The sequence below is a fragment of the Xanthobacter sp. 126 genome (assembly GCF_000526175.1).
GTDB lineage: Bacteria > Pseudomonadota > Alphaproteobacteria > Rhizobiales > Xanthobacteraceae > Xanthobacter > Xanthobacter aminoxidans.
Window position 1 is genome coordinate 2,439,289 of record NZ_JAFO01000001.1, and the last position, 26,351, is coordinate 2,465,639.

Sequence of the window (26,351 nt, forward strand, 5' to 3'; positions counted from 1 at the left end):
CCGCAACATCGACAGAGGGGGACGGCGAGGCATGAAGGTTCTGCGCATCATCAAGTCGGTCAATCCGGGCGGGGGGGGGCCCATCGAAGGCTTGTTGCAGCAGGCCCGGCAACTGGCCGACGACGGGATCATCACAGAGGTGGTCAGCCTCGACGATCCAGCGGCGCCTTTCGTCAAGACCTTCCCGCTCACGCTCTATCCGCTCGGTCGCCCGGTCGATCGCAGCGGCTGGCGGCGCTTCGACCCGCTGCGGCACTATGGCTATGAGCCGAGCCTCGTCCCTTGGCTGCGTGCACACCAGGACGATTACGACGTCGCAGTGGTCGAGGGGCTTTGGAACTACTCGGTCATGGGCGCGCGCCGGGCTCTGGTCGGCTCGCGGTTGCCTTATGTGGTCTTCTCCCACGGCATGCTCGATCCGTGGTTCAACAAGACCTATCCGGTCAAGACCGCCTTCAAGCAGGCGATGTGGTTTGCCTGCGAGGGACCCCTGCTGTCCGGCGCCCATGCCGTGCTTTTCACGACCGAGGAGGAGCAGGTGCTCGCCCGGCAGTCGTTCCGCCCCTACAAGGTCAGGGAGAAGGTGGTCGGCTTCGGCACGGCGGATGTCCCCGGCGACGCGGCGGCCCAGATCGCCGCCTTCCGCGCCGCCATGCCGTCGCTCGGAGACCGGCCCTACCTGCTCTACTTGAGCCGCATCCATCCCAAGAAGGGCTGCGATCTTCTGATCGACGCCTTCGCCGCCATCGCCAAGGACTATCCCGGCCTTGATCTCGTCATCGCTGGTCCGGATCGCGTGGGCTGGCAGGCCGATCTCGAGGCGCAGTCCGCACGGGTTGGAATGTCCGGCCGTATCCACTGGCCCGGCATGCTGATGGGTGACGTGAAGTGGGGCGCCTTCCGCGATGCCGAGGCGTTCGTCCTGCCCTCGCACCAGGAGAATTTCGGAGTCGTGGTGGCGGAAGGCATGGCGGCGGGCAAGCCGGTGCTGATCACCGACAAGGTGAACATATGGCGCGAAGTCGATGCCTCAGGCGGCGGGCTGGTCGAGACGGACGACGTCCCCGGCATCACCCGGCTGCTGCGGCGCTTCCTCGAACTGTCGCCGGCGCAGAAGGCGGAGATGGGGCAGCGCGGGCGGCAGGCCTTCCTTGATCGCTTCGAAATCGGCCGTGCCGGCATCGCCATCAAGGCCGCCCTTATGGACGCAGCGAGCGCATCTCGTCGAACCAACCGGCCTTCGTGATAGGAGATTGATGCCTTGCGCGAATACGCGATCCAAGACCTTTCCCGCTTCAAGGTCCCGCCCGGGTTTCGCGGCCGTCCGAGCTATGTCGTAGCCTTGTGGTGGATCGTCGAGGCGACGCTTTTCCGTTACTCGCCGGCCATGCTCTATGGATGGCGGCGTTGGCTGCTGCGGGCGTTTGGCGCCAAGATCGGCCGCAAGGCGCGGATCAAGCCGACGGTGCGCATCGTTTATCCGTGGAAGCTCGAGGTCGGCGAATATTGCTGGGTCGGCCAGCGGGTGGACCTGTATTCCCTCGGCCCGATCATCATCGGCAACAACGTGTGTATTTCCCAAGATTCCTATCTCTGCACCGGTTCGCATGACCAACGGACCACGACATTCGACATATTCGAGAAGCCGATCGTGATCGGCGACGAGGCTTGGGTCGCGTCCCAGTCCTTCATCATGCCCGGCGTGACCATCGGCCGGGGGGCTGTGGTGGGCGTGCGCTCGTTGGTCCTGCACGATGTGGAAGCCGAGACGGTCGTGGTGGGCCAACCCGCGCGGCCGGTCGGCAAGAGACGCGGATGATGACGACAGGCGATCTGAGCGACCGGCCACCGGCTGCGAACATCGTCCATGGTGGCGAGGGCGTGCGCTTCCACTTCCTTTCCGGGAGCCGCACGTCCAGGGCGATTGCCAGGATCGAGAGGGAGCCGGAAGGCTGACGGCTGCTTTCGAGCGCGCGCCGCCGGCTCGTTCCGGAGCGCAATTGGAGAACAGACTGCCGGGGTGGGGTGATGAGCAAGATTGTAATCTACCGGTTGGGCAGCCTCGGCGACACCGTCGTCGCGCTTCCGTTCTTCAACAGGATCGCCGAGCTTTATCCTGACCACGAGCGCATCGTGCTGACCAATGTCCCCGTCTCTTCGCAAGCGGCGCCGCTGCTCGTCGTCCTCGGCAACAAGAAGCTCGTCCATGACGCCATCGCCTATCCTGCCGGAACACGTGATGTTTCGGCTCTAATGGCCCTTTGGCGCCAGCTTCGCGCGCTGAAAGCCGATGCCGTCATCTACATGATGCCCGCGCGCAGCAACGTGAACATCTGGCGCGACTATCTTTTCCTCAAGGCGTGCGGCTTCCCGAAGATCATCGGTGTGCCCGAGTCCCACAGTGTGGCGGCCTCGCGGATTGATGCAGGAACAGGGGAGATGGAGCCGGAGGTCGAGCGTCTGGGACGTCTGCTCTCCGATCTTGGACCGATTGACCTCAAGGATCCGGCGAACTGGAATTTGTGGCTGGACGACGAGGAAGTCGCGGTCGGTCATGGCATGATCGCGCCCTTGGGGGGGCGGCCGTTCCTTGCCATCAACATGGGCGGCAAGCTCGCAAAGAACGACTGGGGCCTGGAGAACTGGCGGGCAATGATGCCACGCCTTGCCGCTACCCATCCGGGGCTCGGACTGCTGGGCGTGGGTGCGGCCGAGGACCAGCAGCGTTTCGATGATATTGCCCGGCTATGGCCAGGTTCCGCAGTGAATGCCTGCGGCCGGCTCAAGCCACGCCAGTCAGCCGCGGCGCTGCGCGAGGCCTGCCTTTTCATCGGTCACGATTCCGGCCCGATGCATCTCGCCTCGGCGGTGGGGGTCCCCTGCGTGGGGCTGTTCGGGGACAACAACCCGCCGCGGAAGTGGCACCCTTATATCGGCGTCAACCGCCCCCTGCACGATATGCGCGGGGTGACGTTCATTACCGTCGATGACGTGCTGGCCGCGGCCGATGACCTTCTGTCACTCCGGGAGAGTGCGGCATGACGTCGGACGCCTTCCAGCTTCGGTCCGCGATCGGCCGGCGACTTCTCATGGGGGCATGCCTGCAGGCGGGCTGACATCGAACCATGGCTCAATCCTATTCCATAAGGCGTCTCGGCAGCACGATGGGCGCGCAGGCTTACAGCCAGCTCGTCACCGTTGGCGTGCAACTGGCGAGCGTGCCGCTGCTCATCGCGTTCTGGGGGGCGGATCGCTACGGCGGCTGGCTGGTTCTCGCCGCCATACCGATCTATCTGACGCTCAGCGATTTCGGCTTCACCTTCATCGCCAAGAACGAGATGGTGATGCAGGCGGTGTCCGGCCGCCACGAAGGCATGCTCCGCACATACCACAGCGTCTTCGCCCTGCTGAGCCTTGTCGGCGTCGCGCTGGTCGCGGTGCTGGGGATGGGGATATGGCTGGCACCGCTCGACAGTATTTTCGCGCTCGGCCCCATCACTCAGTCGCAGGCGCGGCTCGTGCTGAGCCTGTTGATGGTGAACGTCGTCGCGACCCAGTTCTTCCTGCTTTACTGCGCCGGTGTCCGTGCCGCAGGCCGGCCCGCCGCCGAGGTACTGTGGGGTGCGACGGGAAAGCTGCTGGAGGCGGTGGCGATCGTGGTAGGCGCCAGCCTTTCGTCGAATGTGGTCGTGGCTGCAGCGGGCTCTCTTGCGGCCCGTCTTGTTTGCATGGCCTGTCTGGCGTTCTGGCTGAACAGGATCGCTCCGGCTCTACCCTTGAGCTACCGTCAGGCCGATCGTAACGAGGTCCGCCGACTGTTCTCTCCGTCGATCAGCTATATGCTGGTTTCCCTGTCGAATGCCGTGATGATCCAAGGGCCTGTCATCATCCTCGGCATGGTGGCCACGCCGGTCGCGGTCGTCACCTTCGCGACCACGAGGACGCTCACGCGGATGGGCACCTCGGCGGCCAACCTGATCAATTTCTCCTTCTCTCCGGAATATTCGCGGCTGTGGGGCGCGCAGAACTGGAACGGGTTTCTGCGCCTCGAGAAGCTGCATCTCATCATCGGGGCGGCCGGCATCGTCGTCTACGCGCTGGGCCTCGCCCTTCTCGGCGATTGGATCATGCGGCTGTGGACGCACGGCGTGGTTCCGGCCGAGCAACCGTTCTTCGGGTTGATGATCGCGGCGGTCGCGGCCGAGATGGCCTGGGCGGCGCTGTTCACACCCATTGCCGCGATCAACCGGCACATGAAGGTCTCGAACTTGTTCGGCGCGCTGTCGATTGTCGCGATCATCGCCTGTTACATGCTGGCCATAGTTGGCGGCATCAGTGCAGTCGGGGCCGCCATCGTGGTCGTGCACGCCATCATGCTGGGCTACATTATCGTATGGGCGAACCCTTTCAGGCTGCATCGCCCGCATCCCGACGATTAGATCTGTATTCGCGCCACAAGTCCTCTCGGTTTGACGTTCTTTTTGGAGTTCCTGCATGAAATACCGTTCAGAAGTCGACGGTCTGCGCGCCTTCGCGGTGATGCCGGTCATTTTTTTTCACGCAGGATTTTGGCCCTTCACCGGCGGTTATATCGGTGTCGATATTTTCTTTGTCATTTCGGGCTACCTTATTACCTCGATCTTGATCAAGGAAGTCGCGACCGACAGCTACAGCATCCTGCGGTTCTACGAGCGGCGAGCTCGGCGTATTCTGCCAGCCCTCTTCCTTGTCATGGGAGTCACCGCGGTCTTCTGCTATTTCTTCATGCTTCCAGACGAGCTCAAGCGGTTCGGCCAGTCGGTCGTCGCAACGACCTTGTTCTCGAACAATATTCTCCTGACGCTGACGTCGGGATATTGGGACATGGATTCCGAGTTCAAGCCGTTGCTTCACACGTGGAGCCTCGGCGTTGAGGAGCAATATTATATTCTGTTCCCGCTATACATCTACGCTGGATGGAAGCTGTTCCCGAAGGCCCTTGCCCCCTCGCTTGCAGCGATCGGCGTGGCAAGTCTGGTCCTGGCTTGCTGGAGTGTGACGCGCCACCCCGACGCGGCCTTCTATTTGTTGCCGACCCGGGCTTGGGAACTCTTGATCGGCTCGATTGCCGCCTTCGTGCTGCAGTCGCGCGACGGTGCTCCGCTGGTGCATCGTTTCAGCCAGCCGCTCAGCCTGCTCGGCTTGATCATGGTGGCGGCTCCTTCGGTTGTATTCACCCCGCATACGCCGATGCCAAGCCTCTGGACTCTCATTCCGACGGCCGGTGCAGCGCTTGTGATCGTCTTCGCGCACAATGGCACGCTCGCGAACAGGATCTTGTCGCTTAAGGTGCTGGTCGGCATCGGGCTGGTCAGCTACAGCGCATATCTCTGGCACAATCCGCTGTTCGTGCTCGCCCGCATCTATTCGCCGACCCCGCCGTCTTACATGGTGATGGCGATTTTGACGGTGCTGACGATGATCCTCGCCTATTTCAGCTGGAAATATGTCGAGCGTCCGTTCCGTACAAAGGGGTTGTTTGGCCAGCGCTCAATCTTCGCCTACTCCGCGGCCGCTTCGGTGGTCTTCATTGCCATGGGGGGGTATCTCAATTTCAGTCTTGGTATCCCAAGTCGGATGTATTCTGCTAAGAATATGCAGTTTGATGATATTTTCAAGTCTTACAATCAAGGTGCATTCAAGTACAAGGTGGATAGCTTTCCCGATAATGGTAAGCTAAACATTTTGATTATTGGAAATAGCTTCGGCCGTGATTTTGTCAATATGGTTCGCGAGACGTTCAACGTGGACAATGTCAACGTCGTTTATCGCGATGATACGCCAGACTGTTTCTCGAAAAGCCCGGCCAAGGTTGACCAGGCTCTGGTCAACGAGGCAAATGTTATTTTCATCTCCAAGGATGTGTTCGAGCCTGCCTGCGTGGCGCCAAATCTCGATTTCGTGCGCACGCACGGTAAAAAGCTGTTCTATATCGGTACCAAGCATTTTGGAGCCAATCTGAACTGGCTGATCCGTCTGCCGTTGGAAGAGCGCAAGAATCAATACAATACCATCCCTCCCGAGGCTCTGGCGCTTGAGCAGGAGATGTCGGTGGCCGTCCCGCCGGCGAACTTCATTTCGCTGATGGCCCCGATCCGCAAGGGGGAAACCATTCCTATTACAGATGCGGACGGGCATTTGCTGAGTCCGGATCGCGTTCACCTCACCCGACAGGGGGCAATCTTCCTGGGGGCACGTGCGTTGAGGAATAGTTCCCTCGCGACGGTGTTGACTCCGCGCAGCGCATCATCCGATTGAAGTCCGTCTTCTAGGCGGCGGACTCATAACGCATTGATCCAGATGCGGACGGCAGCGAGCTTGAGGGCTGCGAGGAAGTTGTCCGGACGGCGATCGTAGCGCGTGGCGGGGCCGCGCATCTGCTTGATGCGGTTGGCCGAGAGCTTCGGCGCACGCTGCATCGACCGCGGGCAACCCGTCGCTCAGCACGCTGGTGAGGATGTCGACCATCTGCCGGTCCCCATCGGTGGCACCGGCGAGCTTGCGCCGGACGCGATCGAGGCTCGTGGGCAGGACCCAGTCCTTGAACGGAGCGCCGTTCCTGAGGGCGCCGGGCTTGCGCGCCAGCACCGGCACATAGTGCCAGGGATCGAAGATGGTCTGGTCCCGGCCGAAGCAGCGCGGGTGGGACCCGACCTGCCACCCATCCTGGCGCAGCTCGATCCGCTCCGCATAGGCCCGGACCTCGACCGGGCGTCCCACGGCGCTGGCGGAGACTGAATACCGGTCGTTATCGAAGCGGACCAGACAGGTCTTGGACACGGAGGCGGGCACGGAATGGAAGCCGTCGAACCGGCCGGCATAAGGCACCAGGCTGGACGCTCCGCTTCGAAGGTCTGCCAGATGGTCTCCTCCCGCCGCTCGGGGTGCGGATGGCCCTTGGCGTAGGCGATGCACTGGTCCAGCAGCCAGGCGTTCAGCTCGCGCGCAGTCAAGCCTGCGCAGACTGCGTAAACTGCATAAACTTGTCTGCGTGCTCTTCACCCGAAGGCGGGGGGTGAAGAAGCGCTCCCGCACCAGCCCGACCTGGTTCTCCACCTGCCCCTTCTCCCAGCCTGAGGCCGGCGTGCAGGCCACGGGATCGACGAGAAAGTGGCTGCACATCTGCAGGAAGCGGCGATTATAAGCCCGCTCCTTGCCCACGAAGATCGCATCGACCGCGGTCTTCATGTTGTCGTAGATGCCGCGAGTGCAACAGCCCTTGAAGAAGGCGAAGGCCCGCAGCCAAGTCTACGCAGGCTGCGCACGCTTGCCTCCGTCGGCAGTCCGCCCTCGATCAGCCGCGCCGGAGCGGGGGCCTGGACCACCACGTCCGCGCAGGAACGGCAGGCATATTTCGGCCGCCGCACCACCAGGACGCGGAACTGGGCCGGCACCATGTCGAGCCGCTCGGCCACGTCCTCGCCGATGCGGTGCAGCTTGCCGGAACAGCACGGACAGATGTCGCTCCCGATATCGACCACGGTCTCGATCCGCGGCAGATGGGCGGGCAGAGCCCTGCCGTTTGCCCGGCGCTTCGCGATCCGGTCGGCCTTCTCGGCCGGTGCCTGCTCCTCGGACGCGGCGAAGCCAGTGGCCTCGACCTGCTCGGCCTCTTCCAGGGCTAGAAGCAACTGGTCCTCAGGCAGCGTCTCCGCCCGCCGTCCGAAGCGGTGGCGCTGCAGTTCCTTGATGATTTGGCGCAGGCGCTCGATCTCCGCGTCCCGCGCGATCAGCATCGCCTGGAGCGTCTCGGGGGTCACGGGGGAACTCGGCGGAGAGCGAAGCCATAACCCGCAATGAATCATATTCGCCGAGAGGCAGCGAGCCTCTTCAACTGGCGGCGACCGGTGTCGTCGTACGCTGTGCCTCATGCACCCGCCGCCAGTCGAGCCCTTCGAGCAAGGCCTGCAACTGGGCCGATGTCAGATGCAGGATGCCGTCCTCGATCTTCGGCCAGCGGAACTCCCCGTCCTCCAGCCGCTTCGCCACCAGCACGACTCCGGTGCCGTCCCAGAACACCAGCTTCACCCGGTCCGCCCGCTTGGCCCGGAACACGTACACCGTGCCGGAGAACGGATCGGCGCCCATGGTCTCGCGCACCAGGGCGGCGAGCCCCTCCGCCCCTTTGCGGAAGTCCACCGGCCGCGTCGTCACCATGACCCGGACCGCGCCGCTCGGGCCGATCACGACCCGGCCTTCAGCGCGCCGATCACCGCCGCGATGGTGGCCGGCGAGGCCCCGTTCTCGATCGTCATCCGGACCCCGGCGACGTCGACCTCGATCGTCGCCGCCCGGCGTTGCCGGCCTCGCCGCTTCGGCCGTGACGGTGGGGCGGACGGCTCAGATGCGGGAGCCGGTTCCGGCGTGACCACCGCCGGCACGAACGCCGGGAACGTCTCGGCCGCCTTGCGCGCCTCCCGGCGCCAGGTGAACAGCTGCTGTGGCGACAAGGCATGGCGCCGCGCCACGGCACTCACCGTGGCTCCAGGCTCAAAGCTCTCGGCGACGATCCGCGCCTTCTCCTCGGGAGCCCACTCCCGGCGACGCCCCGCTCCGGTGAAAACCTCGAACCGCCGCACCGGCTCATCGGCACTCGATTTAAGCGTAAGCTTTGAAATCGTCATATGTCCAAGCCCTCCAGGCTCGGAACATCGCCCCCTCAACCTCGTCGGCGAAAGGTGGGGTCAGGACGCCGCTTACGAAACAGGAAGCGCTGCGGTCGTTCATGCGGCCATCGACCGCACGCCATACTCGTAATGGGCCGGTGGTAGGCGTAGCGGCGAGCTGAGCGCATCAATTGTCGCACCGCGTCGAGGACCTCCCGGAAATCCACCTCGCGCGATCGGCCGGCGTGGCCAGGCGCGGGCGTCAAAAACGTCACGCGCCCAGTGTCATTCGTCAAATCCGACAGACACCGCTTGGTATTGCCGGCGATTGAGGCCTTCGCTCTCGATCGTCCGGTGTTCACATCTCCGTCGTGAATGACACTCGCGTCGCTTTGAAAACCCGCGGCGCGTCTCCAGGCTGTCTCAGGGGTGCTCAGTTGAAACTGCTATGCCCAAGCCCTACAGGCTTGAAGAGATTATCCCCCTCAAGGACAGGTTGCATCGGTAGCGTAGGTGCGGTGACTCGTGAGCTGCGCCGACCATTCACCGTTGGTCGCTTGCTTGACGGGCACAGTGCGCTTGTCGGCGCGGTCCGTAAGGGCGCTTGGTGCACTCAAAAGGCTAGGCTGGATGCTTATATTTACGGTGCCGCGAGTGGAATAGGCGCGCGCCACCCACTTTTTATCTTCACACGAAAACCAGACCTGCCCGTCGGCTTTGAGAGGCCCGAAATCAAACGGCGCAGCTTGCTGCGCGTCACCGGGGGACCAGTTACCTGCAATCGACCGGGCATCGGCGTAGATCGAGTGATCGCTTTTCAGATAGTCGATTCTGCCATTCGCCTTCGATAGGGAATAGCCGTCGATCCTTGGCCCATAAACGGTCCACGTACCCTTCGACAGCTCCTTACCCCGGTCATCTCTGACAAGTGCATCGCCGATGTTCGCAGTGACGGTGAGGCCGTTCTCATAGTTGACCCGGACTGCGGAAAACGTGCCGCCAGTGATGATAACCTGTTCCGTTGGCTGCCAGCTGCCGTTCAGCCAGTAGGCAATGTCTTTCACTTTCGAGCGGCCATAGAGTGTGGCCGGGGGGCCTGCCAAAGCCTGCTCTTGGGTGAACAGGCGGACATCGCTCCAATTCACGCCCGATCGATATGGTGCATGACCGAACGCAAGTTCCTGGGAGCGATAGATGTCCCGGGTAAGCTCCTCGGTTTCCATGGGGATTCGTTCCCATGGCGTCCTGTTTTTCGTGTATGGCGATTCCGAGTAGCGCCAATAATACCCCATGCCGTGGTTCACCTGGTACGGGTGCATTCGGTACAGGTCGAAATCGACCAGCAACGGCGCCTCCCGCGAATCACCGAGAAATCCGGTGCTGAGCTGGGCCTCGACGCCATCCAGCTGCCCAGTCCAATAGAAATGAGCACTGCCTTCGCCGAAAACGGGACCGTTGTATGCGCGGTTAAGATAGGCAAACAGCGATGAGGTGTTCTCGTAGAAGCCTGCAAAACGCCCTCCGAGCGGTTCGCCGGCGTCCATGTCCACACGCTTCCAGGGCGCAAAGCTAGAATTCACGTCGACGAAACTGCCATTGGCGCCGACCCGATCGCGAATGTCCGGGGCCGTCCGCTCCGCGAGGGCGACGAACCGCGAAGGTTTGACGGAGTAGGACTGAAGACCGGTATGGCGGTTGAGCCACGCCTTCATGAGTCTGCCGGCGCCATCGCGGGCGATGTCCGATTCACTATAATTTTCGTAGTTTGGATAGTAATCAATATAATTCTCGTGGAGCGTGGCGTAGCATCCGTGTGATTTGATGGCGTCAAACACAGTCTTGAGGTACATGCCGCCCAGATCTTTGTTGGGGGGCATGACGGTGGGGAAGCCGTTGTCAAAGCCATCGCGCTGCCAGTTGTGGATAATCACGACGCAGTCTCGGAGGCCGGCGGCGAACAAGTTATTCAGCTTGGCGCCGATGGGGCCGAATTTCTCCGTCGTCACGATGTCGAGGACAAGGCGGCCGGCCACTTCGTCATAGAAGGCGGACTTCTTGAAATCAAGGTTTGGTAGTGCGGACTTAAAATAGGGAGATGCAGTGACGATTATAGAGTCTCTGACATTATTTTGAGTCCCGTCTGTTTTGTTGATGTATTTCGCAACGTCTCCATCAAATACGGAGGCGTTACTATTCCTCCAGTCAAAGAATGCAGAAGAAAATAGGCGCGTGTTCTTATTGAATTTAACGAAAATCGGATTATACGGTACGTCGATAGCTTGCCATTGTCCGCTCCACCGGCCTGCAGAAATTTCCCTGATGCCACTATCCGAGGCGGTGATTTTGAGCAGAACTGAATCTTGGAGCAGCTGCGCCACCGCGGTGATTGTGAGTAGTTTATTATTGATGCGATAAGTTCTGGTAACGCTTCCTCCAGAAGGTGTCTTGGCGAAGGTCAATGAGACGCACTCGGCGGCAGCTGACCAAACTGGCCCGGGACCGCTTTCCCAGACCGCTTCGCTACCATCGGCTGCGCGTGCCACAATTCGGCCAATCCACGCGGAACCAAGATTGCCATTCAATTCCCAGCGATAGGTGACTGGGTTTGCTGCACTGACCGGCCCGAATTCAACTTTACCTTGGAGGGGTTGGCCGCAAGGCACCTGTTCGTCGGCATAGGCTGGGGGGGTGATGCCAATCGACACGATAAGTGTCACAAGAATAATCGTCAGCGTAGGTATGGCGATCTTAGAATAAGATACGGTAGCGGCCATCGGTGTATCGGCTCCATTGCCCACGATGATCAGGTCCGTCGCGCGCTATCTTGCTATACCGTGTAGCAAATATAGCGAAACGATTAGGTGCACGCCTGCCGGAGACCTGTTTTTCTTGGTATTTGGACCGAAGCCAAACTGAGCGATGGTTGCGGCTTGGCTGGAGCACTGGCGTCTGCTGTTCCTGAGCGGCTCCCAAAACAACGCACCGGCAACGACGTGGTCCGACGTCGATGGCGAGCATGATGCCCGCAATGACCTGTGTTAGCAACCTGGTGTCCCAAGGCGAGGCGTACGATTTGTCTGAGCCAGGGCGCTCGGGGCGGTAGGGAAGGTTGGTTGGCGACGCCAATATCGATCGATCCGCTGGGCAGGATGCTCGGTTGCTGAGGTTGGCCGCAGCAGTATCCAGATTGCGGACTCCCCGCCGCGCCGGGTGATAGGCCACGACGACGAGCAGGTCGTGGCGCGAAGCATTCTTGGGCCGTGCGTGATCTGCCCGGGCGAAGGAGATGCTGTCTTGTGCATCGTCGCTTTCCTATGAAGCGTCCGCCAAAGTCGCGCCGATGTGTCGCGCGTGCGCCTCAATTGCGTCGGCGGCGTTCACGCCGGTGATACGGATCGGGCGGGCGTGTCAGCCCGTTCATCCAAAGACCAGACGCATCGCCCATCATGTCCCTGGGAATAGTCTCGTCCGCACCGGGATCACGCCTTGCGACTGGTCGTCGCGCCCGCAAACCCGACCACCGCCAGCCCCAGCGCGATCAACGCGTTCCAACCCGCCATGGACAGCCCGAACATCCGCCACGCCGCTTCGTCGCAGCGTGGAACGCGGGCACCCTTGAGGGCGGAGAGGACATTGCTCGTAGCCACCGGGGCGCCGGTGCAGGCCGTGGGGCCGGTCCAGAACTGCCACTCGATGCCGGCGTGGTAGACGGCCAAGCCGGCGTTCGCGAGCATGGCGACGCCCAGCAGGGCGAGCAGCACCCGCGCCGGTCCGGACCGGTCGCTTCGGGCGAGGAGGAAGGCGAGCAGTCCCAAGGGGATAGCGGCATAATAGGCGATGCGCTGGTCGAGGCAGAGGGGGCAGGGCGCCAGCCCGACGACCAGCTGGAAATACCAGGCAGCGCTGAGGGCCATGACAGAGCCCGCCACCAGCAGCAGGGACGCGGTTTCCTTCGTGGTCGGATACAAGGCAGGCTCCGTTCTCGGTCGGCGGCAAGGTCCCGCGATAGCTTGGGCGAGGCGTCATTGTCCATGCGCTGTGCGTTGATTGACGCTCATGTGACCGGGCATGACGCAAGGTTCGATGGTGCGCCCCTACCTTGGAAATATTCTTACTCAGCCCCTCCCGTATGGCGCTGCTGTGCAGCATGGGGTATAAATTTGCTAGTCGTCTTCGGAGGCATTCGCATTGCGTTTCCCTCGGCGGCGCATATTTTGGTTTTAGCTACGAAGATTGCAGCCGAAATGACCGAGATGCCCCGCGCCCGTACCACCTTCAGCACCTCCTTCTCCCAGGGCGGTGACATGCAGGTTGAACCGATCCTTCCCGTTGCACAGCTTCGGGATGTGAATACGGCGCGTCGCACCGGCTGCCCGTTCCACGACGTCCGGGAAATGCTGAAGGAAGTTGGCCTGAGGCCGACCCGCCAGCGTCTGGCCCTCGGCTGGCTGCTGTTTGCCAAGGGCGACCGGCATGTGACCGCTGAAATCCTGCACGAGGAAGCCATCAAGGCGCGCTTCCCGGTCTCGCTCGCCACCGTCTACAACACGCTGCACCAGTTCACGGAAGTGAGCCTGCTGCGCGAGGTGGCGGTGGATGGCTCGAAGACCTATTTCGACACCAACGCCTCCGACCACCACCATTTCTTCGTCGAGGGCCAGAACGACCTCGTGGATATCCCGGCCGCCGATGTGGCCGTGAACCTGCTGCCCGAGCCGCCGGAAGGCTATGAGGTGGCGCGCGTGGACGTGGTCGTCCGCCTGCGCCGCAAGGGTACGAATCGCGCCTGATTCGCTTCTTTATCGCTGAGGGTCAGGCCGGGCATGTCCCGGCCTTTTTTGCGTCCGGACGCCGGCTCAGATGGTGCGCAGCGGCTTTTCCAGCACCGCCAGCACGCGCGGCAGTTCATGGCCGCGCTTCAGGATGAGGCCGGTCTGCGAGACCACGCTGTAGATGCCCTGCTTGCGGGCGAGTCGGGGGTCCTTCTCGATGCGGTAGAGAGGGACGTCCATGGCGCGGCGAAATATGCTGAACACGGCCTTGTCGCGTTGGAAATCAATGGCGTAGTCGCGCCATTCCCCCTGGGCGACCATGCGGCCGTAGAGGTCGAGAATCCGGTCCAGCTCGCGGCGATCGAAGGTGACGCGGAGGGGAGCGGGGGACGGCGTGGAGGGCTGGACCGGCGAGGCACCGCGCCGCTGCAGGACTATGGGTTCGATGTCTCCCATCGGGCCTCCTTGTCCTTGTCTGGCATCACTTTCCGGCGGGGCTGCCGGGGATCGGACGCATGCATTGTCTCATGATCCCTCCACCGGCGACCCCTTTCAAGGGCAATCCGTAGCCGGCTGCTGCCGATCGCTGGACGGCAACCAGATACCGATCACGCCAACGTCAATGGAATCACAGTGTCGCCGGAATTCGGCCAATCGCGTGCCGCGGCCCGGCGCGATCTTTCTTCGCGTAGCAGGGCCGGTTCGTGAAGCGCTCCGGTCTATCCCAGCCCCCCAGCCCCCCGGGGTGCATCCGAACCGGCCACTGCTACGCACCGACTTCAGACCCCCGATGTAGGCCATCCCCCGCGGATGGCCTTTTTTTTGGCCGGCGCGGCGACGCATTGCGTGTGTCGAATCGACACGCCGAGTCAGGAGCAGTTCAGGGGGGTAAAAGGGGCCGTTCAGGCCGGTTCGACGGCAGTTCGGTCGAATGCCGGTTCAGTCGAGCGGGAAGAGGGTCGCGCCGACGATCTGTCCGGGGGTGGCCGGGGTGCCGGTCTGCACCATCACCGCCACCGCATCCATGCCATCGCGATGGATATCTTTCAGAGGCACCCGGAAGGTGCGGGCGTCGCCCTGCCAGCGGGCCACCCGGGTCCAGCCGCGCACCACATTGGCATAGGTTACGTTGCGTCCGCCGTTCTCGCCCCGGCCGATGGAGACCGACTGGGTGCGGGCGACGGGGCAGGCCCACAGCTCGGCACCATCCTCGATGGCGAGGGGCTGGGGCAGGGTGATCTCCAGCGCGTCACCGTCCCGCTTCACCTCCACCGGGAGGGAGAGGCCGCCGGAGGCGCGGGCGGTCATGACGGCGCGCTGCACCGCGGCGCGGTCGCTGCCCTTGGCGGCGATCTGGCCGTCGATGACCATCTGGGGGGTGTAGATCTTCTTGTCCGGCCGCTGCTCGGCATAGGCCTTCTGGCGCAGGGAATGGCCGTGGAGGGCAAGGGTGTCCTTCCAGCCCACATAGTCCCAGTAATCCACCGAGAGAGTGAGCGCGAGCACCTGCGGATCCTTGGCGAGATCGTTCAGCAGCGCGTCGGCGGGCGGGCAGGAGGCGCAGCCCTGGCTCGTGAACAACTCCACCACCACCTTCGGCTGGGTCTGCGCCAGCGCCGGCGAGGCGGCGAGGGCGAGGACGAGCGCGAGGGTGGAGCGGTTCAACATCATGGAGCGCAATGCGTTGTTGGAATGTGTCTCCGCAATAGCGGACGGAGGCACCGCACTCCAGTCACAAAGGGGTGCGGGGCGGTATCTTTGAGCCGCTCCAGACGCGCAAACGCCGGCCCGACAGGCATCGGGCCGGCGTTCATCACGGTTCCGTCAGCGCCCTGTGGGGCGCCGAAAGATCAGGCCGCCAGCGAGCGCAGCACGTAGGGCAGGATGCCGCCGTTGCGGAAGTAATCGAGCTCGTCCAGCGTATCGATACGGCAGATCAGCTCGACGTTCTTCACGGTGCCGTCGGCGAACTTGATCTCGGCGGTGAGCGTCTGGCGGGGCTTGAGATCGCCCTCGATGCCCTTGAGGGTGACGACCTCGTCGCCCTTGATGCCGAGGCTCTGCCAGCTCTCGCCGTCCTTGAACACCAGCGGCACGATGCCCATGCCGACCAGGTTCGAGCGGTGGATGCGCTCGAAGGACTGGGCCACCACGGCGCGCACGCCGAGCAGCTTGGTGCCCTTCGCCGCCCAGTCGCGGGAGGAGCCGGTGCCGTATTCCTTGCCGGCGAACACCACCAGCGGCACGCCTTCGGCCCGGTACGTCATGGCCGCGTCGTAGATGGGAAGCTGCGCGCCGTCCGGATAGTGGATGGTCACGCCGCCTTCCACGCCCGGCACCATCTGGTTCTTGATGCGGATGTTGGCGAAGGTGCCGCGCATCATCACTTCATGGTTGCCGCGGCGGGTGCCGTACTGGTTGAAGTCCACCGGGCGCACCTGATGGTCGATCAGGTACTGGCCCGCCGGGGACGCCTGCTTGATGGAGCCGGCCGGCGAGATGTGGTCGGTGGTGATGCTATCGAGGAACAGGCCCATGATCCGGGCATCGATGATGTCCTTGACCGGCTCCGGCTCCTTCTGCATCCCGACGAAATAGGGCGGGTTCTGTACGTAGGTGGAGGCGTCCTGCCAGGCGTAGGTCTGGCCGGTGGGCACCGCGATCTTCTGCCAGTGCTCGTCGCCCTTGAAGACGTCGGAATACTTTTCCTTGAACATCTTCTTGGTGACGTTCTCGCGGATGTACTGGGCCACTTCCTTGTTGGAGGGCCAGATATCCTTGAGATAGACCGGGTTGCCGTCCTTGTCCGTGCCGAGGGGCTCGGTGGTCAGGTCGATCTGCAGCGAGCCGGCGATCGCATAGGCGACGACCAGGGGCGGGGAGGCGAGGTAGTTCGCCTTCACGTCCGGGTTCACGCGGCCTTCGAAGTTGCGGTTGCCGGAGATGACGGCGCCAGCCACGAGGTCGTTGGTGTTGATGGCCTCGGAGATGGCTTCCGGCAGCGGGCCGGAATTGCCGATGCAGGTGGTGCAGCCGAAGCCGACCAGGTTGAAGCCGAGCTTGTCGAGGTCGTCCTGCAGGTCGGCGGCCTTGAGATAGCCTTCCACCACCTGCGAGCCCGGCGCCAGCGAGGTCTTCACCCACGGCTTGGAGCGCAGGCCCTTCTTCACGGCCGCCTTGGCGAGGAGGCCGGCGGCGATGAGCACCGAGGGGTTGGAGGTGTTGGTGCAGGAGGTGATGGCGGCGATCACCACGTCGCCATGGCCGAGCGTGTAGTCGGTGCCGGAGACGGGCACACGCTTGGCGGCCTCACCGGGCTTCTTGAACTCGCCTTCCAGCGCGGCCTGGAAGCCGGCCTTGGACTCGGAGAGCAGCACCCGGTCCTGCGGGCGCTTGGGGCCGGCCATGGACGGCAGCACGGTGTCGAGGTCCAGCTCCAGCGTATCGGTGAACACCGGGTCAGGGGTGTCCTTCTTGCGCCACATGCCCTGGGCCTTGGAGTACTTCTCCACCAGCTCCACGCGGCTGTCCTTGCGGCCGGTCTCGTCGAGATAGTCGATGGTCTCGCGGTCCACCGGGAAGAAGCCGCAGGTGGCGCCGTATTCCGGGGCCATGTTGGCGATGGTGGCGCGGTCGGCGAGGGAGAGGTGCTCGAGGCCCGGGCCGTAGAACTCGACGAACTTGCCCACCACGCCCTTCTTGCGGAGCATCTGGGTGACGGTGAGCACGAGGTCGGTGGCGGTGATACCTTCCTTCAGCTTGCCGGAGAGCTTGAAGCCGATCACCTCGGGGATGAGCATGGAGATGGGCTGGCCGAGCATGGCCGCCTCGGCCTCGATGCCGCCCACGCCCCAGCCGAGCACGCCCAGGCCGTTGACCATGGTGGTGTGCGAGTCGGTGCCCACCAGCGTGTCGGGATAGGCCACCTCGACCTTCTTGCCGTTGATCTCTTCCTTGCGGGTCCAGACCGTCTGGGCGAGGTATTCGAGGTTCACCTGATGGCAGATGCCGGTGCCGGGCGGGACGACGCGGAAATTGTCGAACGCGTTCTGGCCCCACTTCAGGAAGCGGTAGCGCTCCTGGTTCTGCTTGTATTCTTCCTCGACGTTCTTTCCGAACGCCTTGTTGTCACCGAAGAAGTTCACGATCACTGAGTGATCGATGACCAGATCCACGGGAACCAGCGGGTTGATGCGCTCGGGATCGCCGCCGAGGGCCACCATCGCATCGCGCATTGCGGCGAGGTCCACCACGGCGGGAACGCCGGTGAAGTCCTGCATCAGCACGCGCGCGGGGCGATAGGCGATTTCCTTCTCGGCCTTGCCGCGGTTGTTCACCCAGTCGGCAACCGAGATGACGTCTTCCTTCGTGACGGTGCGGCCATCCTCGAAGCGCAGCAGGTTCTCGAGCAGCACCTTCATGGAGAAGGGAAGAGCGGAAATGCCCGGAAGGCCATTCTTCTCCGCGCGCTCGAGATCGTAATAGACGTATTCCTTGTCGTCTACCGTCAAGGTTGTGCGGCACTTGAAGCTGTCGAGGGAGGTCACGGCTGAAAACTCCGGTTCGATGATCGACCGAAACAGCACCTCCTTTGACGGTGGAGGTCTTTTCTCCACCACCTTGGACGGCGCGGCTGCGGGCTTTATAGAGCCATTTCAAAGCGCGGTCATGCGATAACAGCGTTGAATGTGCAATGCACCAAAAGGCAGGGGTGAGCAACGCATGACTGTCAAGGCGCTGGTAGGGGATAACCTTTCCTGCCGAAGAGGTTTCAAGCTCCTGTTCGAAGGCCTCACCGTATCGGCCGCCGCCGGGCGGGCGCTGGTGGTGGTCGGGCCGAACGGCGCAGGCAAATCCTCGCTTCTGCGCATCCTCGCCGGTCTGCTGGCCCCCACCGCCGGGACGGTACGCCTGGATGGGGGCGGGGAGAGCGTCGGCGAGCATCTGCATTATCTCGGGCATGAGGATGCGGTGAAGGGCGCGCTCACGGTGGCCGCCAACCTCGCCTTCTGGCGCACAGTGCTCGGCGGCGGCGGACTTCAGGTGGAAGAGGCGCTGGAGGAGGTGGGCCTCGGCGGGCTCGGCCGGCTGCGCGCGCAGGTGCTTTCCGCCGGCCAGAAGCGCCGCCTCGCCATCGCCCGCCTCCTCGTCGCCAGGCGTCCGGTGTGGGTGCTGGACGAGCCGACTACGGCGCTCGACGTGAAGGCGCAGGCCCGTTTCGCCGCCTTCGGCCGCGCCCACCTCGCCGCCGGCGGCCTCCTCATCGCCGCCACCCACGCACCGCTCGACCTCGGCGAGACGGACGAACTCCGGCTGGGAGGGGTGGGGTGATGGCTGTTTTGTTTCTCGGTCTCGCGCCTCGCGTTCGCTTGCTCGCTCTCGTCGCCTCTGCCCCATTCCTCCCCTCTCCCCTTGCGGGAGAGGGGCCGGGGGTGAGGGGGCTGGTGGGGCAGGGAACACCTGCTGGGCCAAACGGCGCCACACCCCTCACCCCGGCCCTCTCCCGCAAGGGGAGAGGGGGTAACGGTGGTTGGGCAAGGAGGCGCCTGCTTCTTTCCTCTCTCTACACCCCGGCCGGAGGCCGCCCATGATCGCCGCCTTCCTTGCCATCGTGCGCCGGGATCTGGCGCTGTCGCTGGGCGCCGGCGGGGGCGCGGGGCTGGGCGTGGTGTTCTTCCTCAGCGTGGTGACGGTGGTGCCGTTCGCAGTGGGGCCGGACCTCGTGCTCCTGGCGCGCATCGGCCCGGCCATCCTGTGGATCGGCGCGCTGCTGGCGAGCCTGATCGGGCTGGAGCGCCTGTTCGCCTCCGATGCGGAGGATGGCTCGCTCGATGCCCTCACCCTCTCCACGCTGCCACTGGAACTGACCGCCGCCGCCAAGGGCCTCGCCCATTGGCTCGCCACCGGCCTGCCGCTGGTGCTCGCCGCCCCCGTGCTGGCGCTGATGCTGAATCTGGAACCCGCTGCCATCGGCGCGGTGGTGCTGACGCTGCTGGTGGGCACGCCGGCCGTGACCTTCCTCGGCCTCATCGGCGCGGCCTTCGCCGGGGCGTTCCGGCGGGGCGGGCTTTTGATCGCGGTGCTGGTGATTCCCCTCACCATCCCGGTGCTGATCTTCGCCGTCTCGGCGACTCAGGCGGCGGTGGTGGGGCCGGTGCCGTTCGGCACGCCGTTCCGCGTGCTGGCGGGGCTCGCTCTGTTCGCGCTGGTGCTGGGGCCGGTGGCGGCTGCGGCGGCGCTGAGGGCGGCGCGGGCCTAAAGCAGGCAGCGCGGGCGCCGCGCGGAGTTCACGCGAGTTCCGCTCAGGCGCCGCGCGGGCTTGGGGGAGGGACTATTCGGCGGCGGTGGGCGTGGCGGCGAGTTCCGCTTCCAGCTCCGCCACGGCCGCGCGCGTCGCGGCATCGGCGGCCTTCTCGATGGCGCGATAATTGGCGACGACCGACTGCCCCAGCGCCGTGAGCGCCGTGCCGCCGCCGTGCTTGCCGCCGGAGCGGGCGGAGACGAGCGGGGCGGGGAAGAGCGTGTTCAGTTCCTCCACCAGTTCCCACGCCCGGCGATAGGACATGTCCATCTCGCGCCCCGCCGCGGAGATGGAGCCGAGCGCCTCGATCTTCTCCAGAAGCTCGATCTTGCCGGGGCCGAGCCGGCCTCCGGGAGCAAGGTCGATTCTCACGCTCAGCGACGCCATGGAACCTCACACACGCAATCGCGCATCGGAACGCCCGGCGCTGCGCTGTATCCGCCGCGCGCAGCTTATCAAACCGGACGGTGCCTTGTCGTTATTCCCTTCGATATATAAGATCGACTCGCAGAACAGGAAGGGCACACACATGTTCATGCGCCAGCTCGAATATCTGGTGGCGGTGGCGCGCGAAGGGCATTTCGGGCGGGCGGCGGAGGCCTGCCGGGTGTCGCAGCCCGGCCTGTCCGCCGGCATCCGCAAGCTGGAGGAGGAGCTGGGCCTGCCGCTGGTCATCCGCTCCCACCGCTTCCTCGGGCTCACGCTGGAGGGCGAGCGCGTGCTCGCCTGGGCGCAGCGCATGGTGGCGGACTACAACGGCATGCGGCAGGACCTCTCGGATGCCGCCACCGGCCTGTCCGGCACGCTGCGCATCGGCGCCATCCCCGCCGCCATCCCCGCCTTGCCGGCGCTGGTGAACGGCTTCTGCGCCCGCTATCCCAACGTGCGGGTGCAACTGCTGTCGCTCGCCTCCACCGCCATCCAGCGCGGGCTCGACACGCTCGATATCGATGCCGGCGTCACCTATTCCGAGAACGAGCCGCTGACCCGCGTGCGCTCCCTCCCGCTCTATGACGAGACCTATGTCTTCGTCACCGCCGCCGGCGCCTTCTCCGGCCGCAACGCCATCGGCTGGTCGGAGGCGGCGGCGCATCCCCTGTGCCTGCTTACCAGCGACATGCAGAACCGGCGCATCGTCGACCGCATCCTTGCCGAGGCGGGGGTTGCCTCCAATCCCCGCATCGAGGCCAACAGCTTCCTCGGCGTGTGGTCGCTGGTGCGCTCCGGGGCGTGGTCCGGCATCGTGCCCCACACCTATCTCGAAACCTTCGATGCGCCGGACCATCTCGTCGCCGTGCCGCTGGTGGACCCGGTGCACAGCCAGAGCGTCGGCGTCGTGACCTCGGACCGCGATCCGCAATCGCCGCTGGCCGGCGCCTTCATGCGCCACGCGGCGCGCCGTATGGGCGAGAGCGTCGCCCGCCCGCCGGCCCTCACCGCCTGCGCCTGAGGGGGCTTATCGCAGGCGGCTATCAATCGTTGCCGCCAAACGATTGGACCGGCCGCCGCCCCCGTCCTTAACTCGCAAAAGCCGGACGCGACCTGCGCCGGCCTCAAGATGGAAGCGCGGCGCGGTGGCCTCAGGCTGCCCCGCGGATCGTCCCAAATGCGTCCCGTTCCCACCGGCGCCGGCCTCCCACCCGGCGATCGCGGACGCGCGCCTCCATCGCCTCAAGGAGGAAACCATGGCCAAGGTTCTCTGCGTTCTCTACGACGATCCCATCGGCGGCCTGCCGAAGACCTATGCCCGCGACGACCTGCCGAAGATCGATCAATATCCCGGCGGCCAGACCCTGCCGACGCCCAAGGCCATCGACTTCATCCCCGGCACCATGCTCGGCAGCGTCTCCGGCGAGCTGGGCCTGCGCAAATATCTGGAAGCCAACGGCCACATGCTGGTCGTGACCGCCGACAAGGACGGCTCGGATTCGGTGTTCGAGAAGGAGCTGGTGGATGCCGACATCGTCATTTCCCAGCCGTTCTGGCCAGCCTATCTGACGCCCGAGCGCTTCGCCAAGGCCAAGAACCTCAAGCTCGCGCTCACCGCCGGCATCGGCTCGGACCATGTGGATCTGCAGTCCGCCATCGACCGGGGCGTCACCGTCGCGGAAGTCACCTATTGCAACTCCATCAGCGTCGCCGAGCACGTGGTGATGATGATCCTCGGCCTGGTGCGCAACTATCTCCCCGCCCATGACTGGGCTCGGAAGGGCGGCTGGAACATCGCCGACTGCGTGCAGCACTCCTACGATCTCGAAGCCATGAGCGTCGGCACCGTGGCTGCCGGCCGCATCGGCCTCGCCGTGCTGCGCCGCCTCGCGCCGTTCGACGTGAAGCTGCACTACACCGACCGCCACCGCCTGCCGGAAGCCATCGAGAAGGAGCTGAACCTCACCTTCCACGCCACCCGCGAGGAGATGTATCCGCACTGCGATGTGGTGACGCTGAACTGCCCGCTGCATCCCGAGACCGAGCATATGGTGAACGAGGAGACGCTGAAGCTGTTCAAGCGCGGCGCCTACATCGTCAACACCGCGCGCGGCAAGCTGTGTGACCGCGACGCCATTGCCCGGGCGCTGGAGAGCGGCCGGCTTGCCGGCTATGCCGGCGACGTGTGGTTCCCGCAGCCGGCGCCGGCCGATCACCCCTGGCGCACCATGGCGTGGAACGGCATGACCCCGCACATGTCCGGCACCTCGCTCACCGCGCAGGCCCGCTATGCGGCCGGCACCCGTGAAATCCTCGAATGCTTCTTCGAGGGGCGCCCCATCCGCGACGAATATCTCATTGTTGAGGGCGGCAACCTCGCCGGCGTCGGTGCGCACTCCTATTCCAAGGGCAATGCCACCGGCGGCTCGGAGGAGGCGGCGAAGTTCAAGAAGGCGGGCTGATCCGCCGGCGCGGCGGCGGGTCTCCGGGGGCGCCGCCGTGCCATCGCCGTCATCCTCCCGCTTTTCGGGTGCTTGTCCCATGACATTTCCGTTTTCCGGGTTAGGAGCCTCCGGCCAGGGGGCGCCGCTGGCCCGGCGCGCGTTTGACGCCGGCCTTGCCGGGTTCGGGGCCTTCCTGGCGATTCTCCTCCTCGGCCTCGCTCAGGATGGCTCCGGCATGCTGCTGCTGATCGCGCCCTTCGGCGCTAGCTGCGTCCTCGTCTTCGCACTCCCCCAAAGCCCGTTGGCGCGGCCGCGCAATGTCGTGGGCGGGCATGTGCTGTCGACGGCCGTTGGCGTTGTCGTGCTGGCTTTTTGCGGCGCGGCGCCCTGGGCGGTGGCCGTGGGCGTTGGTGTTGCCATCGCCGTGATGCTGCTGACCGACACCTTGCATCCGCCGGCGGGGGCCGATCCGATCGTCGCCATGCTCATGGGGGCGTCCTGGACGTTCGCCCTCATGCCCGTTGCGGTGGGTGCCATGGCCATCGTGCTGCTCGCGACCGGCTTCCACCGATACGTGACGCGGCGTCCCTATCCGATCCGCTGACGCACCGAAAAAAATGGCACCGGGGGCCTTTCGGCTCCCGGTGCCTCCGTTGCGAGATGCCACACGAGAGATGGGAAAACGGGATCGGAAAAACAAACGGATCAGGTGGGGGAGGTCGCTCGGCAGAAAGGGGGATCAGTTGAAGACGGGAGCCGCCTCGCTCGTGCGGCGGATGCTGGCGTGGGCGGCGGCCAGCGTCTGGAGCTGGCGACCGCCGAGGGCAAACGACACCTCGAAGCCGTCGGGCGTTGCGAGGGTGAGGATCAGGGTGGAGGGCTCGGACGCCTGCTCCACCCGCACCATGTGCGCGGGATAGACGAGGCGCAGGCTCTCATCCTTGTATTGGGCACGCAGCACCTCGGCCATCATCTTGGGCAGGGTCATCACCAGCGCGCGCAGGCAATCGGACGGCAGGTTGAGCGACGCGCTGGAGCCATCCGGCTGGCTGAAGCTCATGCGGAACCGGCTGCCGTCCACCGCGACGTCGAACGACAGGAGATCCTGCCCGATGATGTCGTCCCGCTGGAGGCTCTCGTCCGTCATGGCGTCGGTTTTCATGGCGTCGATCCAGCCCCGCTTGTGCAATAGAGCTATATTCGTTCAGATATAGCGTGTGTCAAGCGTCACGGCGCTGACGTTTCGGCGGGGCGGCCCTTTTCACCCCAACGGACCGAGCCCCCTCTCCCCTTGCGGGAGAGGGCTGGGGTGAGGGGTATGGTGCCGAAAGGGCCGATGGAGGGCAGGTGGAGAGGTCGCCCCCCTCACCCCCGGCCCCTCTCCCGCAAGGGGAGAGGGGAGAACCAAGGTCCCTCCGTCCACGCTCACCCTTCCTTTACGATGGCGCGGTCACAATCTCGCCTGCGCTATTGAGGATAAGCCATGGCACACGCTGCCATCGAGAGTTCCGCCGTGACCTCCCTCGCCGCCCCGCTGACCGCGACCGCGTCCCATCCCGGCGTCGCGCCGACCATTCTCGTATTCGATTCGGGGGTGGGCGGGCTGTCCGTCTTCCGCGAGGTGGCCAAGGCCCGGCCGGATGCGCGCCTCGTCTATGCGGCGGATGATGCGGCTTTTCCCTATGGCGCGCTGACCGACGACGTGATGCTGGAGCGCGTCGTCCATGTGGTGGACCGGCTGATCGCGGACGTTTCGCCCGATCTGGTGGTCATCGCCTGCAACACCATTTCCACGCTGGCGCTGCCCAGCCTGCGCGCCCGCCATGCGCTGCCCTTCATCGGCACCGTGCCGGCCATCAAGCCGGCCTGCATCGCCTCCCGCACGAAACGGGTGAGCGTGCTCGCCACCCCCGGCACCGTGCGGCGCGACTATACGGCCGGCCTCGTGCGCGAGTTCGCGCAGGGCTGCGACGTGGCCCTCGTGCCCAGCGACCGGCTCGCCGGCCTCGCCGAGGCGGCCATATCGGGCGATCCGGTGGACGATGAGGACATCGCGGCCGAGATCGCGCCCTGCTTCGTTTCCGCCGGCGGCCGGCGCACCGACACGGTGGTTCTGGCCTGCACCCATTATCCGCTGCTGGTGGACCGCTTCGAGCGCCTCGCGCCGTGGCCCGTCACCTGGATCGATCCCGCGCCCGCCATCGCCCGGCGGGTGACGCAGCTCATCGGCCCGGCCGTGGCACCACCCGATACGGCGCCGGTGCGCCTCATTTCCACGCTGCGGCCGTTCGAGCCGGAGCGTGTCACCGCCATCGTCGGCCTCACCGTGGCCGATCCCGAGGTGCTGGCATCCGCCCGGCCGTTCGCCTCCCCCAGCTGATCCCGCCGAGGAACCATGACCGACGACCGATCCCGCCTCCTCATCGGCCGCCGCGCCTTCACCCTCGGTCTCGCGGGGAGCGCATTTCTGGCAGGTGCCGGGCTTCTGGCCCCGCCCGTCTTCGCCCAGCAGGCGGCGCAACCGTTCCCCAAATGGGTCGAGACCTTCCGCGCCCGGGCGCGCGCCCGCGGCGTGTCGGATGCCACCTACAACAAGGTCTTTGGCGGCTTGAAGCCGGACACCTCGGTCTATGCGCAGGACCGCAACCAGGAAGAGTTCACCGAGCAGTCCTGGCAATATCTCAATCGCCGCGTCTCCGACTGGCGTATCGCCACCGGCAAGCAGAAGGCGCGGCAATATTCCGGTCTGTTTGATCGAATCGAGCAGGCGTTCGGCGTCGATCGCCGGGTGATGCTCGGCTATTGGGGCATGGAGAGCGCCTATGGCGAGGTGCTCGACAATCCCAAGCACATGAAGCCCATCTTCAATTCGCTGGCGGCGCTGGCGTGGGGCGATGCGCGGCGGCGCAAATACTGGGAGGCGGAGCTTCTCAACGCCCTCGTCATCGTCGAGCGCGGCTGGGGCACGCCGCAGGAGATGACCGGTTCGTGGGCCGGCGCCATGGGCCACACCCAGTGGATGCCCGAGGTGTGGCTCAACATGGGCGTCGATTTCGACGGGGACGGGCGCATCTCGCCCTTCGGCAAGCCGGACGACGCGCTGGCCGGCACCGCCAATTATCTGGTGAAGCGCGGCAAGTACCGGCGCGGCGAGCCGTGGGGCTTCGAGGCGAAGCTGCCGGGCAATTTCAATTCCGACCTCGCCGACAACAAGACGCGCCGCCCGCTCTCCCAGTGGGGGGAACTCGGCCTCACCACCATCGAGGGGCAGTCGCTGTCCGCCTATGACGAGCCGGCGCGGCTCTGGCTGCCGGGCGGTCCCGGCGGGCCGGCACTGCTGCTGCTCCACAATTTCTATGCGGTGCGCTCCTACAACCCCTCGTCCAACTACGCCCTGGCGGTGGTCCACCTCGGCGACCGGGTGATGGGGGAGGGGCCGTTCGTCGCCTCCTGGCCCGGCGGCGAGCGGGCGCTGACGCTGGCGGAGATCCAGGAGACCCAGCAGCGCCTCACGGCGGCGGGCTTCAACACCGGCGGCTCCGACGGCCGCGTGGGTGCCGACACCATGCGCGCGGTGCGCGCCTTCCAGCAGAAGGCGGGAATCACGCCGGCGGACGGCTACGCCTCGCTTACGGTTCTCAACGCTCTGCGGCAGGGGCGGTAGGGGAATCAGCCCCGAGCCGCCTGCCCAAAAGAAACGGGCGCCTAGCGGCGCCCCTCTCGCGCAAAAGAAAAGGGCACCCGGTGGGTGCCCTATCCA

22 protein-coding genes and 3 pseudogenes are annotated in these 26,351 nt (G+C 64.9%); 13 read left to right on the forward strand and 12 right to left on the reverse strand.

All coding sequences use genetic code 11. The features are described from left to right. Positions 1–31: 31 nt before the first annotated feature. The 5 genes from XAN126_RS0111615 (at position 32) to XAN126_RS27735 (ending at position 6,297) form a co-directional block, all read left to right on the forward strand. A complete protein-coding gene (locus tag XAN126_RS0111615; RefSeq protein ID WP_024278763.1) occupies positions 32–1,246 on the forward strand; it encodes a glycosyltransferase in 1,215 nt (404 codons plus the stop codon). A gap of 15 nt (positions 1,247–1,261) precedes the next feature. Next, complete coding sequence (locus tag XAN126_RS0111620) at positions 1,262–1,819, forward strand: WcaF family extracellular polysaccharide biosynthesis acetyltransferase (protein WP_245272246.1); 558 nt, start codon at positions 1,262–1,264, stop codon at positions 1,817–1,819. 209 nt (positions 1,820–2,028) lie between these two features. Further along, positions 2,029–3,042, forward strand: coding sequence for a glycosyltransferase family 9 protein (locus tag XAN126_RS0111630; protein ID WP_024278765.1), 1,014 nt, complete (start codon positions 2,029–2,031; stop codon positions 3,040–3,042). A gap of 83 nt (positions 3,043–3,125) precedes the next feature. Next, positions 3,126–4,439, forward strand: coding sequence for a hypothetical protein (locus tag XAN126_RS0111635; protein ID WP_155982291.1), 1,314 nt, complete (start codon positions 3,126–3,128; stop codon positions 4,437–4,439). 55 nt (positions 4,440–4,494) lie between these two features. Beyond that, positions 4,495–6,297 carry an acyltransferase gene (locus XAN126_RS27735; RefSeq protein ID WP_024278767.1) on the forward strand — a complete coding sequence of 601 codons (1,803 nt, stop codon included), beginning with the start codon at positions 4,495–4,497 and terminating at the stop codon, positions 6,295–6,297. Between the two features lie 23 nt (positions 6,298–6,320). Here XAN126_RS27735 and XAN126_RS28320 read toward each other — a convergent pair. The 7 genes and pseudogenes from XAN126_RS28320 to XAN126_RS0111670 form a co-directional block, all read right to left on the reverse strand. Continuing rightward, positions 6,321–6,431 (reverse strand): annotated as a pseudogene (locus XAN126_RS28320) (IS5/IS1182 family transposase); the annotation flags it as partial. 4 nt (positions 6,432–6,435) lie between these two features. After that, positions 6,436–7,278 (reverse strand): annotated as a pseudogene (locus tag XAN126_RS27740) (IS21 family transposase); the annotation flags it as partial. A 23-nt stretch (positions 7,279–7,301) separates the two neighbouring features. Next, a pseudogene (locus XAN126_RS26275) lies at positions 7,302–7,827 on the reverse strand (IS66 family transposase zinc-finger binding domain-containing protein); the annotation flags it as partial. A gap of 42 nt (positions 7,828–7,869) precedes the next feature. Further along, positions 7,870–8,226, reverse strand: a complete 357-nt coding sequence (tnpB, locus tag XAN126_RS0111655) for an IS66 family insertion sequence element accessory protein TnpB (RefSeq protein ID WP_024278770.1) — start codon at positions 8,224–8,226, stop codon at positions 7,870–7,872. Then, positions 8,223–8,663, reverse strand: a complete 441-nt coding sequence (locus tag XAN126_RS0111660; protein ID WP_024278771.1) for a transposase — start codon at positions 8,661–8,663, stop codon at positions 8,223–8,225. The genes tnpB and XAN126_RS0111660 overlap by 4 nt, the downstream gene beginning before the upstream one ends. A gap of 467 nt (positions 8,664–9,130) precedes the next feature. Next, a complete protein-coding gene (locus XAN126_RS0111665; RefSeq protein WP_155982292.1) occupies positions 9,131–11,419 on the reverse strand; it encodes a hypothetical protein in 2,289 nt (762 codons plus the stop codon). 705 nt (positions 11,420–12,124) lie between these two features. Then, the gene (locus tag XAN126_RS0111670) at positions 12,125–12,613 is read right to left on the reverse strand and encodes a disulfide bond formation protein B (RefSeq protein ID WP_024278773.1); all 489 of its coding nucleotides are present in this window, start codon (positions 12,611–12,613) and stop codon (positions 12,125–12,127) included. A gap of 336 nt (positions 12,614–12,949) precedes the next feature. Here XAN126_RS0111670 and irrA point away from each other — a divergent pair, with 336 nt between their 5' ends. Then, complete coding sequence (gene irrA, locus XAN126_RS0111675; protein ID WP_197023077.1) at positions 12,950–13,435, forward strand: iron response transcriptional regulator IrrA; 486 nt, start codon at positions 12,950–12,952, stop codon at positions 13,433–13,435. Between the two features lie 66 nt (positions 13,436–13,501). Here irrA and XAN126_RS0111680 read toward each other — a convergent pair whose 3' ends face one another. The 3 genes from XAN126_RS0111680 to acnA form a co-directional block, all read right to left on the reverse strand. Continuing rightward, positions 13,502–13,873, reverse strand: coding sequence for a DUF2794 domain-containing protein (locus XAN126_RS0111680; protein WP_024278775.1), 372 nt, complete (start codon positions 13,871–13,873; stop codon positions 13,502–13,504). 483 nt (positions 13,874–14,356) lie between these two features. Beyond that, positions 14,357–15,088, reverse strand: coding sequence for a DUF1223 domain-containing protein (locus tag XAN126_RS0111685; protein ID WP_024278776.1), 732 nt, complete (start codon positions 15,086–15,088; stop codon positions 14,357–14,359). 179 nt (positions 15,089–15,267) lie between these two features. Further along, complete coding sequence (gene acnA, locus XAN126_RS0111690; protein ID WP_024278777.1) at positions 15,268–17,964, reverse strand: aconitate hydratase AcnA; 2,697 nt, start codon at positions 17,962–17,964, stop codon at positions 15,268–15,270. Positions 17,965–18,139: 175 nt separating this feature from the next. Here acnA and ccmA point away from each other — a divergent pair, with 175 nt between their 5' ends. After that, positions 18,140–18,748, forward strand: a complete 609-nt coding sequence (ccmA, locus tag XAN126_RS0111695) for a heme ABC exporter ATP-binding protein CcmA (RefSeq protein ID WP_029877080.1) — start codon at positions 18,140–18,142, stop codon at positions 18,746–18,748. A gap of 259 nt (positions 18,749–19,007) precedes the next feature. Next, on the forward strand, positions 19,008–19,676 hold the full coding sequence (gene ccmB, locus XAN126_RS0111700; RefSeq protein WP_024278779.1) for a heme exporter protein CcmB: 669 nt from the start codon (positions 19,008–19,010) through the stop codon (positions 19,674–19,676). Between the two features lie 72 nt (positions 19,677–19,748). On the opposite strand, the gene XAN126_RS0111705 is transcribed toward ccmB, so the two are convergent. Beyond that, on the reverse strand, positions 19,749–20,105 hold the full coding sequence (locus XAN126_RS0111705) for a winged helix-turn-helix domain-containing protein (RefSeq protein WP_024278780.1): 357 nt from the start codon (positions 20,103–20,105) through the stop codon (positions 19,749–19,751). A 142-nt stretch (positions 20,106–20,247) separates the two neighbouring features. On the opposite strand from XAN126_RS0111705, the gene XAN126_RS0111710 reads away from it, so the two are divergent. The 3 genes from XAN126_RS0111710 to XAN126_RS0111720 all read left to right on the forward strand — a co-directional run bounded on the left by XAN126_RS0111710 (position 20,248) and on the right by XAN126_RS0111720 (position 23,195). After that, positions 20,248–21,168: a LysR family transcriptional regulator gene (locus tag XAN126_RS0111710; RefSeq protein WP_024278781.1), complete on the forward strand. Its 921-nt coding sequence runs from the start codon at positions 20,248–20,250 to the stop codon at positions 21,166–21,168. 235 nt (positions 21,169–21,403) lie between these two features. After that, entirely contained in the window at positions 21,404–22,609 is a 1,206-nt protein-coding gene (locus tag XAN126_RS0111715) for an NAD-dependent formate dehydrogenase (RefSeq protein ID WP_024278782.1), read from the forward strand. Between the two features lie 217 nt (positions 22,610–22,826). Continuing rightward, positions 22,827–23,195 (forward strand): HPP family protein, encoded by a 369-nt coding sequence (locus XAN126_RS0111720; protein ID WP_081762833.1) that lies wholly within the window; start codon positions 22,827–22,829, stop codon positions 23,193–23,195. Between the two features lie 135 nt (positions 23,196–23,330). On the opposite strand, the gene XAN126_RS0111725 is transcribed toward XAN126_RS0111720, so the two are convergent. After that, the gene (locus XAN126_RS0111725; RefSeq protein ID WP_245272247.1) at positions 23,331–23,753 is read right to left on the reverse strand and encodes a hypothetical protein; all 423 of its coding nucleotides are present in this window, start codon (positions 23,751–23,753) and stop codon (positions 23,331–23,333) included. Positions 23,754–24,074: 321 nt separating this feature from the next. Between XAN126_RS0111725 and murI the strand changes: the two genes are divergently transcribed. Together murI and XAN126_RS0111735 are read left to right on the forward strand one after the other, a co-directional pair. Beyond that, positions 24,075–24,971, forward strand: coding sequence for a glutamate racemase (gene murI, locus XAN126_RS0111730; RefSeq protein ID WP_024278785.1), 897 nt, complete (start codon positions 24,075–24,077; stop codon positions 24,969–24,971). Positions 24,972–24,986: 15 nt separating this feature from the next. Then, a complete protein-coding gene (locus tag XAN126_RS0111735) occupies positions 24,987–26,255 on the forward strand; it encodes a lytic murein transglycosylase (RefSeq protein WP_024278786.1) in 1,269 nt (422 codons plus the stop codon). Positions 26,256–26,351: the final 96 nt, after the last annotated feature.